This is a genomic window from Dokdonia sp. LLG6352-1 (genome assembly GCF_045055815.1).
Classification (GTDB): Bacteria; Bacteroidota; Bacteroidia; order Flavobacteriales; family Flavobacteriaceae; genus Dokdonia; species Dokdonia donghaensis.
In genome coordinates this window covers 2,634,663-2,649,035 of record NZ_CP159329.1, presented here as the reverse complement: position 1 = coordinate 2,649,035, position 14,373 = coordinate 2,634,663, and the positions used below count along the sequence as shown (strand labels likewise).

Genomic DNA, 14,373 nt, shown 5'->3' with positions numbered 1-14,373 from the left:
TTGCTTTCGCGAAAGCGTAATTATAACCACTCTTAGGGTTTACTTACTTTCTTCTAGCGTTGGGTAATCTGTGTATCCTTCTTTACCTGGAGTATAAAATGTATCTTGATCTGGCTCGTTAAGTGAAGTATCTTTTTCAAATCGTGTTACCAAATCTGGATTTGCAATAAATTTACGGCCAAAGGCAATAAGATCTCCTTTATTATCTTCTAAGTCTTTATTTGCCTCTTGAGCATCATAGCCTCCACTTAAAATAAGTAGGCCATTATAATTGTCACGTATATTGGTACGTATGTCATCTGGTAAAGCTGGTGCACCCATAGAGCCGTGATTTACGAGATGTATATATAGTACATCTAGTTTTTCTAACTCTTTTGATAGATAATCAAACGTCTCTTCTTGCCCCTCAAAAGGTCCTAAATCATTCATCGCCCCATTAGGAGATAAGCGTATACCTACTTTATCTTTTCCTATAGCCTCAATAACTTTTGCAGTGACTTCTAGTGTTAATCTGCTTCTATTTTCGGCAGAGCCTCCGTAGTTGTCTGTTCTTTTATTTGTACCTGCGTTTACAAATTGGTCCAGTAAATAGCCGTTTGCGCTGTGTACCTCTACTCCGTCAAAACCAGCTTCAATAGCATTTTTTGCCGCTTGTACATATTCCTCAATCACAGTATTAATATCGTCTTGAGTCATCGCGGTAGGCTCTGGGATTTCTAACTCACCCTTACCATCCACATACATCTTTGTATCTTCTGGTTGTATGGCAGATGGTGCAAGTATTTTTGCCCCTTCTGGCATATTATCTGGATGCGAGATTCTACCTGTATGCATAAGCTGCATAAAGATCTTTCCGTCTCTATTGTGAACGGCCTCTGTTGCAGGTTTCCAAGCTTCTACTTGATCACTATTATAGATACCTGGTATGCGTGCATAGCCCACACCGTTAGGCGAAGGAGCTGTACCTTCTGTGATTATTAATCCGGCCCCAGCGCGTTGCCCGTAATAGAGTGACATTATCGCTGTAGGTATATGTTCTTGGGTAGCTCTAGACCTTGTGAGAGGTGCCATTACTACTTTGTTTTTAAGAGATAAACGCTCAGTATTGAGCGGTGATAATAGTTGGCTGTTAGTATCCATAGTTTCTTTTTTTAACAAATTTAGAGCGTCTCAACGTGCTTCTCCGTTAATACGTTGTTAAATGAAAATAAAGGGTTTCACAAAGAATTTCACTTTCGTGAAAATGGAAACTCTCACTATTTAAGCCAAGCAATAGACAATAGATTATGTATTTTTAAAAGCGTGACAAGCATAGAAAACAGATATATAATTTAAAATAATACAGTTATGGCAACCAAAGATATGATCCTCAATAAACTGCAAATCCTCATAACTCAAGAATTTGATAGTCCAGAGCAGGCTTTTGCGTTTTTTGATAAAGATGGAAATGGAACACTCTCTAAAAGTGAAATTAAAGCCCTTCTAAAGAAAGCTGAAATAAGCGGATTTATAAGATCTATCGTGGCAAATGCCTTAATAGATGGGTATAGCAAAGATGGAAATGATAATGTGAGCTGGGAAGAATTTAAGGCAGCACTTGATGAAATTAAGGATAAAGACTAATGAGTTCACAATTTTTCCAATAGAGCGCATATTTTAATCCATTTTTTTGGAATAATTCCTAATAATCAAAAATAAAGTGTAGTTTTGTTACTCAATTATGACTGAGTTAGCACCTACATATCATTGTATTATAGACGTTGAGACCACGGGTAAAGGAATAAACGGTAATCGCATTACCGAGTTTTGCGCAGTACGTCTTAAGGATGGAGAAATAATAGACAAGTTTACATCGCTTGTAAATCCTGAGCAATACATTCCACCATTTATTACTAATCTTACTGGTATAGATGATGCAATGGTAGAAGATGCACCCCTCTTTGAAGAAATCGCTCAGCGCGTTTTGGAAATTACAGAGGGTGCCATTTTTGTAGCTCACAATGTCAACTTTGATTTTAATGTGATTAAAGGAGAGTTTAAAAGACTTGGAGTTTCATTTGTGCGTAAAAAATTATGCACGGTACGTCTTTCGCGCAAGCTTATTCCTAATTTGTTTAGTTACTCACTAGGTAATCTTTGTGCGTCAATAGGGATTCCTCTTAATAACAGACACCGAGCAGAAGGTGATACAGATGCTACTGTTATTCTTTTTAAAAGGTTGCTAGATCTAGATGAGGGCAAAAAGGTTATGAACGCATTTTTAAATGTACGGTCTAAAGAGGCTACATTACCTCCTCACCTACCTTCGCGAATTATTCAAGAGCTTCCAGAAACGGCAGGTATTTATTTATTTAAAGACCGTGCCGGTAAAATCATTTATGTAGGGAAAGCGATTAATATCAAGAAGCGCGTGTTATCACACTTTTATGATAAAAAGAATAAGAAATATCTCCTAGGTCAAGAAACATATCAAATAGATTATGAAGTAACAGGTAATGAACTTTGCGCACTACTACTTGAGTCTGAATATATAGAACAGTACTTTCCAAAATTTAATAGAGCGCAAAAGATGCCTGTGAGCACCTATGCTATTGTCTCTTATGAAAATAGAAAAGGAATACTACAGCTCGCTGTTGCAAAGTCTAAGTATCGTGCAAGTGCAACAGATAAAGTTTATACGAAAGCAAAAGCCACAGAGCGTTTAATGGAACTGTGTGATACATATCACCTATGCGCCCGTTATTGTGGGTTACAAGCCACTTTTGGTCAGTGTTCACATTACCGTCTTAAAGGCTGTAAAGGAGTGTGTAATGACGAAGAAGCCGTCGCAGATTATAATGATCGAGTACATCAAGCACTAGCGGCTTATTACTCAGAAAATGAAACATATCTTATTAAAGAACGTGGCCGTACTGAAGATGAAACGGCTTTTATCTACATAGATAAAGGAGTTTATAAAGGTTTTGGTTTTGTGCCAGAGACAGAGCAGCTTAGTCATTTTGATGAAGTGGCTTCATATCTTAATCTTAAGAAAAGTACCTACCACACAGATGTTATTTTGAGAAGTTACCTGCGTAGACATAAAAACCCAAGTATAATTCCCCTAGCTATTTCTGCCTGATATGAACACCACATTGGATTACAAAACCTACTACCTACAGCTACCTGATACACTAACACAAAAGTATCCAGAGCTCAATTTTGAGAACCACTGTTACTTGCGCATTGCACTAGACAATGTAGTAGGTACAAAATGGGATAAACGTATTGCCCGGCCAGCTTATAAGAACTTATCTACAGAGCAACGCGCTCTTGTCATATCTTATTTGTCTACCTATCTAGATGATAAAAGCACACTACTGTCTCATAATATGATATCTCTCGCATACAGAGGTAAACTTGCTTAACGAGTCATAAGACGTATTAACTAAGAATTGTAAGGGGTGATACCAGCATTAGTTGTAGTTTTGTGCTTCCTAAAAGCACAAGGAAATACTTAACTATTCTTATTGTGCTCAAATACAATTTTATGCATCCAGATAATAAGAATATAGGTCCTTACCTCTTTAAACAATTACGTAAAGCAAATAAGGAGCTTGCACCTCATATACTTGAAACTAACAGAGGTATTCAAACCATAGATTTTTCAAACCCCAAAGCTGTTTTAGAGCTTAATAGAGCCATCTTACTCAATGATTACTCTCTTAACTGGTATGATATTCCAGAGGGATATCTGGCGCCTGCAATACCTGGTCGTGCAGATTACATCTTATATCTCAAAGACTTTCTTAATACAGATAAGCAAGCTCAAGGCCTTGATGTAGGTACTGGTGCAAACTTCATCTACCCATTACTAGGAGGATCATTATTTAACTGGAAAATGAAAGGTGTCGATATAGACCCAAAGGCCGTACAAAACGCAAATTTATTACTAGAAAAAAACACCCACCTCAAAGGTTTTCTCTCTGCTGTATACCAGCAACAAAGAGCTCAAATTTTTGAAGGTGCTATTCTACCTGGTGAGCAGTATGACTTTACAATGTGTAATCCTCCTTTTTATAGCTCAGAAAAAGAGGCTTTTAAGGCAACCAAAGAAAAATCAAAAAACCTAAAGCTCAAAGAGGTAGAACGCAACTTTGCAGGGCAATCTAACGAGTTGTGGTGTAACGGTGGTGAGGCACTATTTATAAAACGTATGGTAAAAGAAAGTGTACACTTTAAAGATCAAGTAGGCTGGTTTACTACCCTAGTATCAAAAAGCGAGCACTTGCCTAAAATAAGAAAGCAACTAGAAAAACTTAAGGCAGAGCATAAAACTGTAGATATGTCTCAAGGTAATAAGAAATCAAGATTTCTAGCTTGGCGTTTTAAAGAATAATTAGTGATGAAACTTACGGTCAGGTATGCTTAGTTCTTCACTCACAAGATAATCTGAGATTCTTCGTTTTTTACCAAATTGTTTATGAGTATATGATAGGTGTAAAGAATCTTTACTAGCATAAAAGATTCTAAAATCCTTATAATCTTTGTCTATATGAAGGAGTTCTTTGAGTTTTACACTTGTTATTCTAATATGAGTATATCCTAGGCTATCTTTTATGATACTCCAAGTACCAGATAAAGATGGTCCACAAGATGGGTGTTGTGCGTTATTATCTGTTACAGTGCCATTGCTATAAAAGCTTTGCCTGTAGTGTAAAAAACAATCTCCCATATTCATACGGGTTTTACCATTATACCTTTTGACAAGTTTCCAAGTCTTTACACTATCACCCGCGATAAGATTTTTAATATCACTTGGAACCTGAAATGGAGTAGATTTTCATTTGTACAAGAAGTTATAAATAAGAAAATAACGAGGCTGACTAGTAATTTTTGCATTAATAAATATAAGAATTATAATGAATCCTATACTTTCGTTAGACTATCTCACAATCTATGCATAGACACTTTAAGTTGTTTAAACCGTATGGCTATTTAAGTCAGCTCATTTCTAATGATGCAAGACAAGTTCGTAAAAAGAAATTTTTAAAAGAGTTTTATGATTTTCCAGAAGGCACTATGGCTGTGGGGCGACTTGATGAGCACTCAGAAGGTTTACTATTTATGACTACAGACGGTAAGCTATCCCACACTATAAACACTTCTGGGGTAGAAAAAGAGTATTATGCTCAGGTAGATGGCGCTATTACAGATGAAGCTATTCTCGCATTAACTCAAGGAGTAGAAATAAGTGTAGAGGGTAAGAAATATATAACAAAACCTTGTAAAGCCAGACGCATAGATGGTGACCCTGGTTTTCCAGAACGTGCAAAAAAGATAAGAGACTTGCGACACGGCCCAGCGCCGTGGATCTCAATTACCATTACTGAGGGTAAATTTAGACAAGTACGTAAGATGACTAGCGCAGTAGGTTTTGCTACACTACGACTTGTAAGAATAAGAATAGGCTCACAAACCCTAAAAGGTCTGGAGCCTAGCCAAGTTATTGAGGTAAAAGAATTACTTTAAGTAATCTTATTAACGCGCACGGCGTTCATCCCTTTTTGTCCTCTTTCTATTTCGTAAGAAACTTTGTTTCCTTCCTTAAGTTCTCCTTCTATAACTTCAGATATGTGAACGAAGTACTTTTCTGGAGTATCTGCATCTTTAATAAATCCAAAACCTTTTGAAGAGTCAAAAAACTCAACAAATCCAGTTTTTATTGGATCTGGTTCATCACCTTCTTCTTTTTTAGGAATTCCTAAAACGATGTCTTCTACATCTACTTCTTCTTTAAGTGATGGATCTGGTGGCGTATCCACTAGTTGTCCTAGGTGGTTTACGTATACAAACTCATTTAATTTCTCTCCGCTCTCTTTACGGGCAAGTTTTTTCTTGCGTTTGTCTTCTGCTTTTTTAAGCCTCTTCTTTTCTCTTTCTTTTTTACCAAAGGTTTCTTGTGGTCTAGCCATTAACTCTTTTATCGTGTTTAATTATTACGTTGCGAGAATATCTCTTAACGTTCACATATTAGTCGCTATTTATTATAAGAACTTACATAAATAACTGTGACTCTGCTTCTAGTATGCTTTGCCATATATTGTGATTATTGTAAAGATAGGAATTAAAAGTGGTTTTTACGCTTTCGCGAAAGCGTAATTATTCTTACAACACACTACTACGTTGTATTAAGAGCTTACTTACATAAGATATAGAAGTCTTTTAGGGTGTAATGCCAAAAATTATAACCGCCCACTATTTTAACAAGTCTGTTATCTTTTTCTTAGTGGCGGGTTAAAATAGTCTTGAAAGGTGGTACATAGTCGTAACTTTAATAAAAAAGAACATTATGAAACCAATGAAAGATACAAACAATAAGCTCAAGGAAGAACAAAAGGATACTACTTATAACTCTGATGTAACATCTGAAGATTTAAAGGCCTTAGGTCAAGATTTTGAAAACAACATACGCCAAGATGGTGGTGATGACGTAGCTCTCACTAATAGAACAGAAAAAGTAGATTTTTCTGGAAAAGACCTAGATGTACCTGGACGCAAGCAGGCCAGTAAAAAAACTACCAACCATATTAAGGATGAAGAAAATATGTTGTACAGTCAGGGTGGTGAATCTAACGAAAACCTAGAAGAGCAAAGTAGCCAATACACACAATAAGACAATTGTACTCAATATAAAAAGCGACCTATGGGTCGCTTTTATTTTATGAGGGGTAGTACATTTGTAACACAACAGTTTATATGAAAACAGCACATACAATTCTTATAGGTTTGATAGGGTTTTCATTCTTATACTACGGCATAAGTTGTTTATCTTCAAACTTTATGACTGCCGAGTTTAAACGTTTTGGCCTCTCTGCGACACAACGTAAAATTACTGGTGTTGCACAAATACTAGGTGGTCTGGGTATTATTATAGGTTTCTTTTATAGACCATTACAAATAAGTGCCTTAATAGGTATTTCACTTCTTATGCTATTGGGATGGTTTGTAAGACTTCGCATAAAAGATAGCTTTATAGCCTCACTACCTGCGTTTACATTTTTTGTTCTCAATGCTTACTTAGCCTATTATCTTATCGCTATTAGATAAGAATTATTAAAACTGAAATTGCCAGAAATAAGAATGCTGGAAATGACTTTTTAAGAGGGTCTCCTACCTTAAGGTGCATAGCGATAGCTCCAGCCATCATTATAGCAATACCTAGTGCGCTGTAAAACTCTAGAACAGGAAAAAAGATTGAAACTAGTAAACCTACAGCAAGTAAACATTTTATAGTTCCTACAATCTTCATTGTACTTTCTGATAGTCCATAGTGTGCAAACTCTTCTTTGAGCGTGCTCGCATTACCGCCTCTCCATTGTGAAGATGTACCGGTGCGTAGTAACCATACATTTAATATGCTTAGTCCTACAATACACTTTAAGATAATTGATAAATAATCCATTATTGAATTTTCTTATGATTAGTTGTTTATAAATTTAGCGTTTTTATTAAACAAGGATTTACATATTGTGATAATTATAAGAATGTATAACCGTAACTTTATATCTTTATTAAGAACACGGTATAATCATTAACAAATTTTTAGAAATGAGTCACACGCCATCATCTACTATAGAATATAATGTTTATGGAGAAACACTTATAGGATGCTGTACAGACCCTATGACTGGTTATTTTAGAGATGGTTACTGCCGGACGGCAAGTATAGATAGAGGCACACACGTAGTTTGTGCAGTTATGACCGAGGCATTTTTAAACTACACAAAGACTAGAGGAAATGATCTTTCTACTCCTATACCTCAATATAATTTTCCCGGTCTTAAGCCTAATGATGGATGGTGCCTTTGTATAATGCGCTGGCTAGAAGCCGAAAAGGCTGGGGTTGCTCCCCTACTTAACCTTGCAGCCACACATCAAAAAGCACTAGAGTATACAACTATTGAGGTGCTTGAAGCCTACGCTTTATAAGCTTCACACTATATCTTTGCTTGATAGGTGTAAAGATCATAATACCTTCCCTCTTGCGCTATGAGAGTATCGTGAGTACCCCGCTCTGCAATACGACCATCTTCAATCACTAGAATCTGATCTGCTTTTTTAATCGTACTGAGTCTATGGGCAATTACAATTGTCGTTCTATCCTTTACGAGCTCAGAGAGCGATTTTTGAATAAGCGCTTCACTCTCTGTATCCAGATTTGAAGTGGCTTCATCTAGTATAATTATTTTTGGATCTGCGAGTATAGCCCTAGCTATGGCGATGCGTTGTCGCTGGCCTCCAGATAGCTTCACCCCACGCTCACCTATTAATGTGTCAAGACCGTCATCAAAACGGTCTGTAAACTCATTTACATAACCAGCTTTTACAGCTTTTAATAATCGTTCTTCACTAGCATTTGGTCTGGGAAAGAGTATATTCTCACGTATAGTTCCCTCAAAAAGGAATTCGTCTTGAAGAACGACCCCTAAATTTTGTCTGTAACTTGATAGCTGTACTCGAGACAAGTCATTACCATCTATAGATACCTCTCCAGATTGCGGATTTAAAAATGTAGCCGCCAGGCCTGCAATGGTAGACTTACCAGATCCGGAGCTTCCCACTAGTGCAACTGTTGTACCCGCTTTTGCTTCAAATGAGATATTATGTATCACTTGTTTGCCTTTCTCGTAAGAGAAAGAAACATTATCAAACTTGATATCACCGTGTAATTTATCAAGTGTTATATCACGATTACCTAGCTCATCTTCTGGTGTCATATTCATTAACTCCTCTGTACGATCTAGACCCGCAAGCGCCTCTGTGAGCTGGCTGCCTATATTACTCATCTGTACGATGGGAGCAATCATAAAACCTAGTAAGAGTGTAAAAAATAAAAACTCACCGGTGGTCATCTCCCCTTGTATCATAAAATAACCTCCTATACCCATTATACCTACAGAGGCAAGACCTAGTAAAAATGTAGAACTACTGGTCATTACTGCTGTTGCAGTAAGACTTTTCTTTACATTTTGAAATAGCTTGTCTACACCTTCTTCAAAAGTTTTATTTTCTTGTGCCTCTGCTCCAAAACCTTTTATAACACGCACTCCTGCAAGCGTTTCGGTAAGTCTCCCTTTTACTTGAGCATTTATTTTACCTCGGTTTCTAAAGATAGGACGTATGTACTTAAATGCTCTTAACGCGACATAACCAAAAATTGCTACTGGTAAAAAGACAAAAAGTGTCATCAAAGCGTTGATACGTATTAAAAGCACAAGTGATACAATTGCTGTAATAGTACCTCCCACGAGCTGTACAAGCCCTGTGCCTATTAAATTACGTACTCCTTCTACATCACTCATAATACGAGAAACTAGGGCTCCAGACTTAGAATTATCAAAAAAACTTATAGGTAGTGACAGTACCTTTTTTTGAACTTGAGCTCTTAATTCTGATATGAGGTATTGCGCTTGCACACTTAGTATGCGCGTGAGTAAAAATGAGGTTACTGCCTGTATGAGTAATGCAAAACCTACGAGCCAGAGTAGATCATAAAGAGCACTCATATCCTTATTAGGAATAATGTCATCCAGTAGAGCCTTAGATTTCCAAGGTAAAATAAGGCTGGCAAGTCTACCTATAACTATTAATATGAGGCCTATAAAAACTAACTTTCGGCGAGGCCAAATAATAGATGTAAAGGCAGATGCTATAGTGACTTTACTTTTTTTTTCTTTTTCCTTTGTCATAGGGTAAAGCTAGTTATAAATGCGCTTTCGCGAAAGCGTACTCATATCCATTAATCACCACAAGAAAGGCACAAGCTTGGTAAAGAGCTTACTTTAGATTTTTTGTGCGTCATAAACGATTACCTTTTCCCAAAGATGTTCACACTCTTTTATAAAGACCTTATGTGCAGCTTCATTTTGATAAGCCTTTTGTGCCTGTGCTGAGTCAAAACTAAGTACTAAATTGTATGTAAAACTATCATCTACCACGGCTCTGGTTGCTTGAGGTGCTGTGCCTATAAAGTTAGTCTTTGCATATTGAGAAGTATTTAAAAAGGTACGCAGAGATTTTTCAAACAGAAGGTGATCCTCCTTTGTTGTGCCTTCTTTAAACCAGAAGTAAACCACGTGTACATATGTAGGGTCAAAATTTGCCTCTTTATCATTAATAGTTGTACTATGTGTGTCCTTAATATTACTATTTTCTGTTTTTGTGTGGGTATCACAAGAAACATAACACATTAATAATAAGAGTATAACAACATTAATTCTTTTCATACCGAATATTTTTGTTTATAAATGTAACAAAATAGAAAATTCTACGTATAAGTTTATTAGAGGCCTTAGAGTAAGCATCTAGAAAGTACAAGTATTTATTATTTGTTTCCGCTTTTGGGCTATACATTAACAGGTTTAGTTAAATAGTTGTTTGTATTACTTATTTCGGCTATACTAGACCATATATAAATATAATTATACCATATGAGACAACTCAAAATCACCAAGCAGGTTACTAACAGAGAGACGAAATCCCTGAATAATTATCTTCAGGATGTGAGCAAGATAGATTTGATTACTGCCGAAGAGGAGGTTGAGTTAGCACAGCGTATTCAAAAAGGAGATGAGCGAGCACTAGATGCACTTACACGCGCAAACCTTCGTTTTGTTATATCTGTAGCAAAGCAATATCAAAACCAAGGTCTATCACTATCTGACCTTATTAATGAAGGAAACGTAGGTCTTGTAAAAGCGGCAAAACGTTTTGACGAGACAAGAGGTTTCAAATTTATATCATACGCAGTATGGTGGATTAGACAATCTATCTTACAAGCTATTGCAGAGCACGCACGTACAGTACGTTTACCTCTTAATAAAATTGGAGAAATAAGCAAGATTAACAAAGCAATGGTTTACTTACAGCAGGTACACGAGCGTAAGCCTACCTCTGGTGAGATTGCAAAGTATCTTGATATCTCTGAGGAGAAAGTAAAAATATCTCTTAAGAATGTGAGCCGCAGCCTTAGTATGGATGCGCCATTTGCCGAAGGAGAAAATGATAACAACCTTTATGACGTATTAAGTTCTAGCGAGTCACCTCGCCCAGATAGAGAGCTTATGCAAGAGTCACTAAGTATTGAGATCAATAGAGCGCTAGATACACTTACAGAAAAAGAAGCAGAGGTTGTACGTCTTAACTACGGTTTAGGTAATCAACCAGCGATGACACTTCAAGAAATAGGTGATATTTTTGACCTAAGTCGTGAGCGTGTACGCCAGATTAGAGAGAAAGCAATCAAAAGATTGCGTCACACTTCTAAGAGTAAAATCTTAATGAAATACTTAGGATAGTACGTAATTCTAATTCATAAAAAAAGCCCGTTAATACGGGCTTTTTTAGTTTAGTAGGTTAGATAAAAGTGCCCAATTTGGGGTAAGGCACTTATCAAATCATTAAATCAATATATGAATTGGGGTATTCGCAAATTAATCAACTTCTTTATGATGGTGTAAATATAAAAGATGTTTTTAAAGCTCACAAGCTTTTTGTGTATTTAATCGTTATAAAACGCACTTTATCGATAAAGTGGAATTTTAATGTTAAATAAAGACTACCATAAAGTTATTATTGATGATAATTAAACCTTTTACAACTTAAAGAGTCCAATAACTAAGTAAAGCTTACTAAAATAGAAGAACAACAGCTCATAGCATCCCTCCAGAAGGACGACACTAGGTCCTTCTCATTATTACTTGACACGTATCAAAAGCCACTTTACTGGCATATACGAGGTATTGTAAAAAATCACGAAGATGCAGATGATGTGCTTCAAAATGTTTTTATAAAAGTTTACAAGAGTATAAAAAACTTTAAAGGTGATAGTAAATTGTACACCTGGCTCTATAGAATTGCGACAAATGAATCGCTCACATTCTTGAAGAAAAGAGCAAAACAAGCTCAGATATCAAGTGAAGAGTTACAAGATAGAATAATAGAAAACTTAGAGAGTGATGTTTATTTTACTGGTAATGATATACAAATTGCACTAGAAAAAGCACTTACGCAACTACCAGAAAAGCAACGACTCGTGTTCCAGATGAAGTATTACCAAGATATGAAGTATGATGATATAAGCGAGATACTGGGTACTTCTGTGGGCGCTCTAAAAAGTTCTTATCACATTGCGACCAAGAAACTAACCAGTATTCTAACCAGTGATTAAACCTTTAGATATTTAAAATGTCTTATTAGTAACGTGAAAACAGAAAACAACATACCAAAACATCGAGGGTTCAATACTCCAGAAAACTATTTTCAAGAGAGTAAAGCGCATTTATTAAATCAGATAAGCTTAGATAATCAGTTATCAGATAGCAGCTCATCTAGATTTGATGTGCCAGACGACTATTTTGCAACTAGTAAGGAAGCTATTTTACATACGCTTTCGCGAAAGCGTACTGAAGATCTTTCTAATAGTAATGACACCGAAACTAAAGTCATTAGTTTAAAACAGTACCTCTACCCTATTGCTGGAATTGCTGCTGCATTACTCCTGCTAGTTAGTATAGTATGGACTCAGGTACAAAGCTCATCTGGTGATGATATCACTACAATAGCTGCATATTTTGATGATGAAGCCACCGACTTAGAAGGCATAGAATTTGCAGAGTGGCTCACAGAAGACGATATAAACGACCTTCAAAATGATCTTGCCCTAGATGAATCTGTTATTATAGATTATCTAGATGAACGCTTAGATGGTTTTGATTTATACATAGATTAATTATGAAAATATATATAACATTAGTACTCACATTTATCATAGCTACAACAACAATAGCACAAGAGGATAAAGAAAGTAAACGAGAGAAAATTAAAGCGCTTAAAGTTGCTTTTATAACTGAGCGATTAGAGCTTACACCAGATGAGGCTCAAACTTTTTGGCCTGTTTATAATATTTATGACGGCCGTGTAAATGATATTTATGACACCGAGCGTAAGGTTATGCGAGAGCTCAGAACAGATTTTGACTCAATGGATGAGGCCGCAGCCACAAAAACGTTACAAACTATACAATCACTAGAAAAGCAAAAGCTTGATGCACGTGCTGAGTTATTGACCGGTCTTAAAGATAAAATAACCTCAAAGAAGACCTTGGTCCTCTTTAAGGCAGAAAACGATTTTAGACGAGATCTTATACGTAAACTTCGCGGTGATAAAGGCCGTAATCGTGGCAATAGATAGTTTTAGTTAATTGTATTTCTTTTAAATGTAAGTTTTGCAAGGGCATTACGTCCTCCTGCATAAGCTATACTATCATTTGCAAACCTAAAGCTTAAAAAGGGAGCATCTGAGATTTGTGACCAACTTTCTCCGCCATCTTTTGAGTAAGAAATACCTGTAAATCCTGAGGCTATAATTTCTTGTCCATTAGAGTTAGGTACGTATTGCACACAGCTCTTATAACCATCATTTGCTCCAGAGGCAATAACGTTCCAATCTTTACCACCATTAGCAGTTATAGCAATATTATCATTGTTATCTTGAGCTTGCTCATAATCTCCTCCATAAATAATACCGCGATTTTCATCATAAAAATCCATTGTATAAGCACCTAGTGTGCTTTTACCCTGAGCAACAGGTGTATTATAAATATTCCAGCTTCTACCCTTATCTCCAGAATAATAAACACGTGAAGTGCCTCCACCAGTAATAATCCAGGTCTTATCTCCTATGGTTTTTATGTTTGTATTACTAGCAGCAAAAGCACCTTCAGAAGCTATTTGATTAGGTAAAGAGCTACAGGCTAGCTTGCCCCAACTCAGTCCTCCATCTCTCGTGATAATAATAGAGAGACAACCGTCTAGTGAATCACCTACGGCGATACCTTCATTATCATTCCAGAACGTCATAGCATCATAAAATACTTTTTCGTTTTGCTCTGTATAGACTAGGGTTACCGCGTTACTCTCTTTATCATATCTATATAATAATGCGGGGTTCCCTATAGACAAAATGTAGAATGCCTTACTGGTACTTGCTATACTTCTAAAAGATGGATTATTACCTAAAAAATCTATTCTTCCCTTATTTGCAACTTCATATTGTGATGCAATATCTGCATCTGTTGTCTTTGTATTAGTAAGATTGAGTTTATAAATTCCATAATGCCCATCACTACCAGCATACATTACAGCATCTTCTGTAACCTCAATTGCTCTTATACTCGTACTATCTTGATGTAAAAATTCTATTTCAACCTCAGAAAAAGGGATAATAGGCTCATTGTCTGATTTTTGTGCAGTTTTAGTTTCCTGTTTGCAAGAAAGCGTTACAAGTAATATAAGTGATAAAATAGATAGGAATCTCATTGTCAAAATTTTA

At 36.3% G+C, this 14,373-nt stretch carries 19 protein-coding genes; 12 read left to right on the top strand and 7 right to left on the bottom strand.

Going from position 1 to position 14,373, the window contains the following annotated elements:
* Positions 1–39 precede the first annotated feature (39 nt).
* Positions 40–1,140, bottom strand: a complete 1,101-nt coding sequence (locus tag ABVM49_RS11860) for an alkene reductase (RefSeq protein ID WP_405202094.1) — start codon at positions 1,138–1,140, stop codon at positions 40–42.
* A 207-nt stretch (positions 1,141–1,347) separates the two neighbouring features.
* Between ABVM49_RS11860 and ABVM49_RS11855 the strand changes: the two genes are divergently transcribed.
* The 4 genes from ABVM49_RS11855 to rlmF all read left to right on the top strand — a co-directional run bounded on the left by ABVM49_RS11855 (position 1,348) and on the right by rlmF (position 4,378).
* Positions 1,348–1,623, top strand: coding sequence for an EF-hand domain-containing protein (locus ABVM49_RS11855; RefSeq protein WP_375253128.1), 276 nt, complete (start codon positions 1,348–1,350; stop codon positions 1,621–1,623).
* Positions 1,624–1,720: 97 nt separating this feature from the next.
* On the top strand, positions 1,721–3,121 hold the full coding sequence (locus tag ABVM49_RS11850; protein WP_405202093.1) for an exonuclease domain-containing protein: 1,401 nt from the start codon (positions 1,721–1,723) through the stop codon (positions 3,119–3,121).
* A 1-nt stretch (position 3,122) separates the two neighbouring features.
* Positions 3,123–3,407, top strand: coding sequence for a hypothetical protein (locus tag ABVM49_RS11845; RefSeq protein ID WP_021779083.1), 285 nt, complete (start codon positions 3,123–3,125; stop codon positions 3,405–3,407).
* A 122-nt stretch (positions 3,408–3,529) separates the two neighbouring features.
* The gene (gene rlmF, locus ABVM49_RS11840; protein ID WP_298350523.1) at positions 3,530–4,378 is read left to right on the top strand and encodes a 23S rRNA (adenine(1618)-N(6))-methyltransferase RlmF; all 849 of its coding nucleotides are present in this window, start codon (positions 3,530–3,532) and stop codon (positions 4,376–4,378) included.
* On the opposite strand, the gene ABVM49_RS11835 is transcribed toward rlmF, so the two are convergent.
* The gene (locus ABVM49_RS11835; protein WP_405203678.1) at positions 4,379–4,780 is read right to left on the bottom strand and encodes a lipocalin family protein; all 402 of its coding nucleotides are present in this window, start codon (positions 4,778–4,780) and stop codon (positions 4,379–4,381) included.
* 158 nt (positions 4,781–4,938) lie between these two features.
* On the opposite strand from ABVM49_RS11835, the gene ABVM49_RS11830 reads away from it, so the two are divergent.
* Complete coding sequence (locus ABVM49_RS11830; RefSeq protein ID WP_405202092.1) at positions 4,939–5,511, top strand: pseudouridine synthase; 573 nt, start codon at positions 4,939–4,941, stop codon at positions 5,509–5,511.
* Here ABVM49_RS11830 and ABVM49_RS11825 read toward each other — a convergent pair.
* Positions 5,508–5,954 (bottom strand): cold-shock protein, encoded by a 447-nt coding sequence (locus ABVM49_RS11825; RefSeq protein WP_035324788.1) that lies wholly within the window; start codon positions 5,952–5,954, stop codon positions 5,508–5,510. The two genes, ABVM49_RS11830 and ABVM49_RS11825, sit on opposite strands and share 4 nt — an antisense overlap.
* Before the next feature lie 386 nt (positions 5,955–6,340).
* Between ABVM49_RS11825 and ABVM49_RS11820 the strand changes: the two genes are divergently transcribed.
* Together ABVM49_RS11820 and ABVM49_RS11815 are read left to right on the top strand one after the other, a co-directional pair.
* Positions 6,341–6,655, top strand: a complete 315-nt coding sequence (locus ABVM49_RS11820; protein ID WP_405202091.1) for a hypothetical protein — start codon at positions 6,341–6,343, stop codon at positions 6,653–6,655.
* 83 nt (positions 6,656–6,738) lie between these two features.
* Positions 6,739–7,089, top strand: coding sequence for a DoxX family protein (locus tag ABVM49_RS11815; protein ID WP_405202090.1), 351 nt, complete (start codon positions 6,739–6,741; stop codon positions 7,087–7,089).
* On the opposite strand, the gene ABVM49_RS11810 is transcribed toward ABVM49_RS11815, so the two are convergent.
* Entirely contained in the window at positions 7,082–7,444 is a 363-nt protein-coding gene (locus ABVM49_RS11810) for a DoxX family protein (protein ID WP_405202089.1), read from the bottom strand. The two genes, ABVM49_RS11815 and ABVM49_RS11810, sit on opposite strands and share 8 nt — an antisense overlap.
* Before the next feature lie 146 nt (positions 7,445–7,590).
* Here ABVM49_RS11810 and ABVM49_RS11805 point away from each other — a divergent pair, with 146 nt between their 5' ends.
* Positions 7,591–7,971 carry a DUF2237 family protein gene (locus ABVM49_RS11805; RefSeq protein WP_021779075.1) on the top strand — a complete coding sequence of 127 codons (381 nt, stop codon included), beginning with the start codon at positions 7,591–7,593 and terminating at the stop codon, positions 7,969–7,971.
* A gap of 8 nt (positions 7,972–7,979) precedes the next feature.
* Here the strand turns inward: ABVM49_RS11805 and ABVM49_RS11800 are convergent, their stop codons facing one another.
* Positions 7,980–9,731, bottom strand: coding sequence for an ABC transporter ATP-binding protein (locus ABVM49_RS11800; RefSeq protein ID WP_405202088.1), 1,752 nt, complete (start codon positions 9,729–9,731; stop codon positions 7,980–7,982).
* Positions 9,732–9,824: 93 nt separating this feature from the next.
* Entirely contained in the window at positions 9,825–10,268 is a 444-nt protein-coding gene (locus ABVM49_RS11795; RefSeq protein ID WP_405202087.1) for a Dabb family protein, read from the bottom strand.
* 204 nt (positions 10,269–10,472) lie between these two features.
* Between ABVM49_RS11795 and ABVM49_RS11790 the strand changes: the two genes are divergently transcribed.
* The 4 genes from ABVM49_RS11790 to ABVM49_RS11775 all read left to right on the top strand — a co-directional run bounded on the left by ABVM49_RS11790 (position 10,473) and on the right by ABVM49_RS11775 (position 13,233).
* On the top strand, positions 10,473–11,339 hold the full coding sequence (locus ABVM49_RS11790) for an RNA polymerase sigma factor RpoD/SigA (RefSeq protein WP_013752207.1): 867 nt from the start codon (positions 10,473–10,475) through the stop codon (positions 11,337–11,339).
* 338 nt (positions 11,340–11,677) lie between these two features.
* Positions 11,678–12,211, top strand: coding sequence for an RNA polymerase sigma factor (locus tag ABVM49_RS11785; RefSeq protein WP_375252379.1), 534 nt, complete (start codon positions 11,678–11,680; stop codon positions 12,209–12,211).
* Between the two features lie 33 nt (positions 12,212–12,244).
* A complete protein-coding gene (locus ABVM49_RS11780; RefSeq protein WP_405202086.1) occupies positions 12,245–12,772 on the top strand; it encodes a hypothetical protein in 528 nt (175 codons plus the stop codon).
* Between the two features lie 2 nt (positions 12,773–12,774).
* Complete coding sequence (locus ABVM49_RS11775) at positions 12,775–13,233, top strand: hypothetical protein (protein ID WP_405202084.1); 459 nt, start codon at positions 12,775–12,777, stop codon at positions 13,231–13,233.
* Between the two features lie 2 nt (positions 13,234–13,235).
* Here the strand turns inward: ABVM49_RS11775 and ABVM49_RS11770 are convergent, their stop codons facing one another.
* Entirely contained in the window at positions 13,236–14,360 is a 1,125-nt protein-coding gene (locus tag ABVM49_RS11770; RefSeq protein WP_405202083.1) for a WD40/YVTN/BNR-like repeat-containing protein, read from the bottom strand.
* Positions 14,361–14,373: the final 13 nt, after the last annotated feature.

Excerpts from the sequence above, each read along its gene's own strand:
- ABVM49_RS11860 (WP_405202094.1), bottom strand. The coding sequence starts at position 1,140 with ATGGATACTAACAGCCAACTATTATCACCGCTCAATACTGAGCGTTTA.
- ABVM49_RS11855 (WP_375253128.1), top strand. The coding sequence starts at position 1,348 with ATGGCAACCAAAGATATGATCCTCAATAAACTGCAAATCCTCATAACT.
- ABVM49_RS11850 (WP_405202093.1), top strand. The coding sequence starts at position 1,721 with ATGACTGAGTTAGCACCTACATATCATTGTATTATAGACGTTGAGACC.
- ABVM49_RS11845 (WP_021779083.1), top strand. The coding sequence starts at position 3,123 with ATGAACACCACATTGGATTACAAAACCTACTACCTACAGCTACCTGAT.
- rlmF (WP_298350523.1), top strand. The coding sequence starts at position 3,530 with ATGCATCCAGATAATAAGAATATAGGTCCTTACCTCTTTAAACAATTA.
- ABVM49_RS11830 (WP_405202092.1), top strand. The coding sequence starts at position 4,939 with ATGCATAGACACTTTAAGTTGTTTAAACCGTATGGCTATTTAAGTCAG.
- ABVM49_RS11825 (WP_035324788.1), bottom strand. The coding sequence starts at position 5,954 with ATGGCTAGACCACAAGAAACCTTTGGTAAAAAAGAAAGAGAAAAGAAG.
- ABVM49_RS11820 (WP_405202091.1), top strand. The coding sequence starts at position 6,341 with ATGAAAGATACAAACAATAAGCTCAAGGAAGAACAAAAGGATACTACT.
- ABVM49_RS11815 (WP_405202090.1), top strand. The coding sequence starts at position 6,739 with ATGAAAACAGCACATACAATTCTTATAGGTTTGATAGGGTTTTCATTC.
- ABVM49_RS11810 (WP_405202089.1), bottom strand. The coding sequence starts at position 7,444 with ATGGATTATTTATCAATTATCTTAAAGTGTATTGTAGGACTAAGCATA.
- ABVM49_RS11805 (WP_021779075.1), top strand. The coding sequence starts at position 7,591 with ATGAGTCACACGCCATCATCTACTATAGAATATAATGTTTATGGAGAA.
- ABVM49_RS11800 (WP_405202088.1), bottom strand. The coding sequence starts at position 9,731 with ATGACAAAGGAAAAAGAAAAAAAAAGTAAAGTCACTATAGCATCTGCC.
- ABVM49_RS11795 (WP_405202087.1), bottom strand. The coding sequence starts at position 10,268 with ATGAAAAGAATTAATGTTGTTATACTCTTATTATTAATGTGTTATGTT.
- ABVM49_RS11790 (WP_013752207.1), top strand. The coding sequence starts at position 10,473 with ATGAGACAACTCAAAATCACCAAGCAGGTTACTAACAGAGAGACGAAA.
- ABVM49_RS11775 (WP_405202084.1), top strand. The coding sequence starts at position 12,775 with ATGAAAATATATATAACATTAGTACTCACATTTATCATAGCTACAACA.
- ABVM49_RS11770 (WP_405202083.1), bottom strand. The coding sequence starts at position 14,360 with ATGAGATTCCTATCTATTTTATCACTTATATTACTTGTAACGCTTTCT.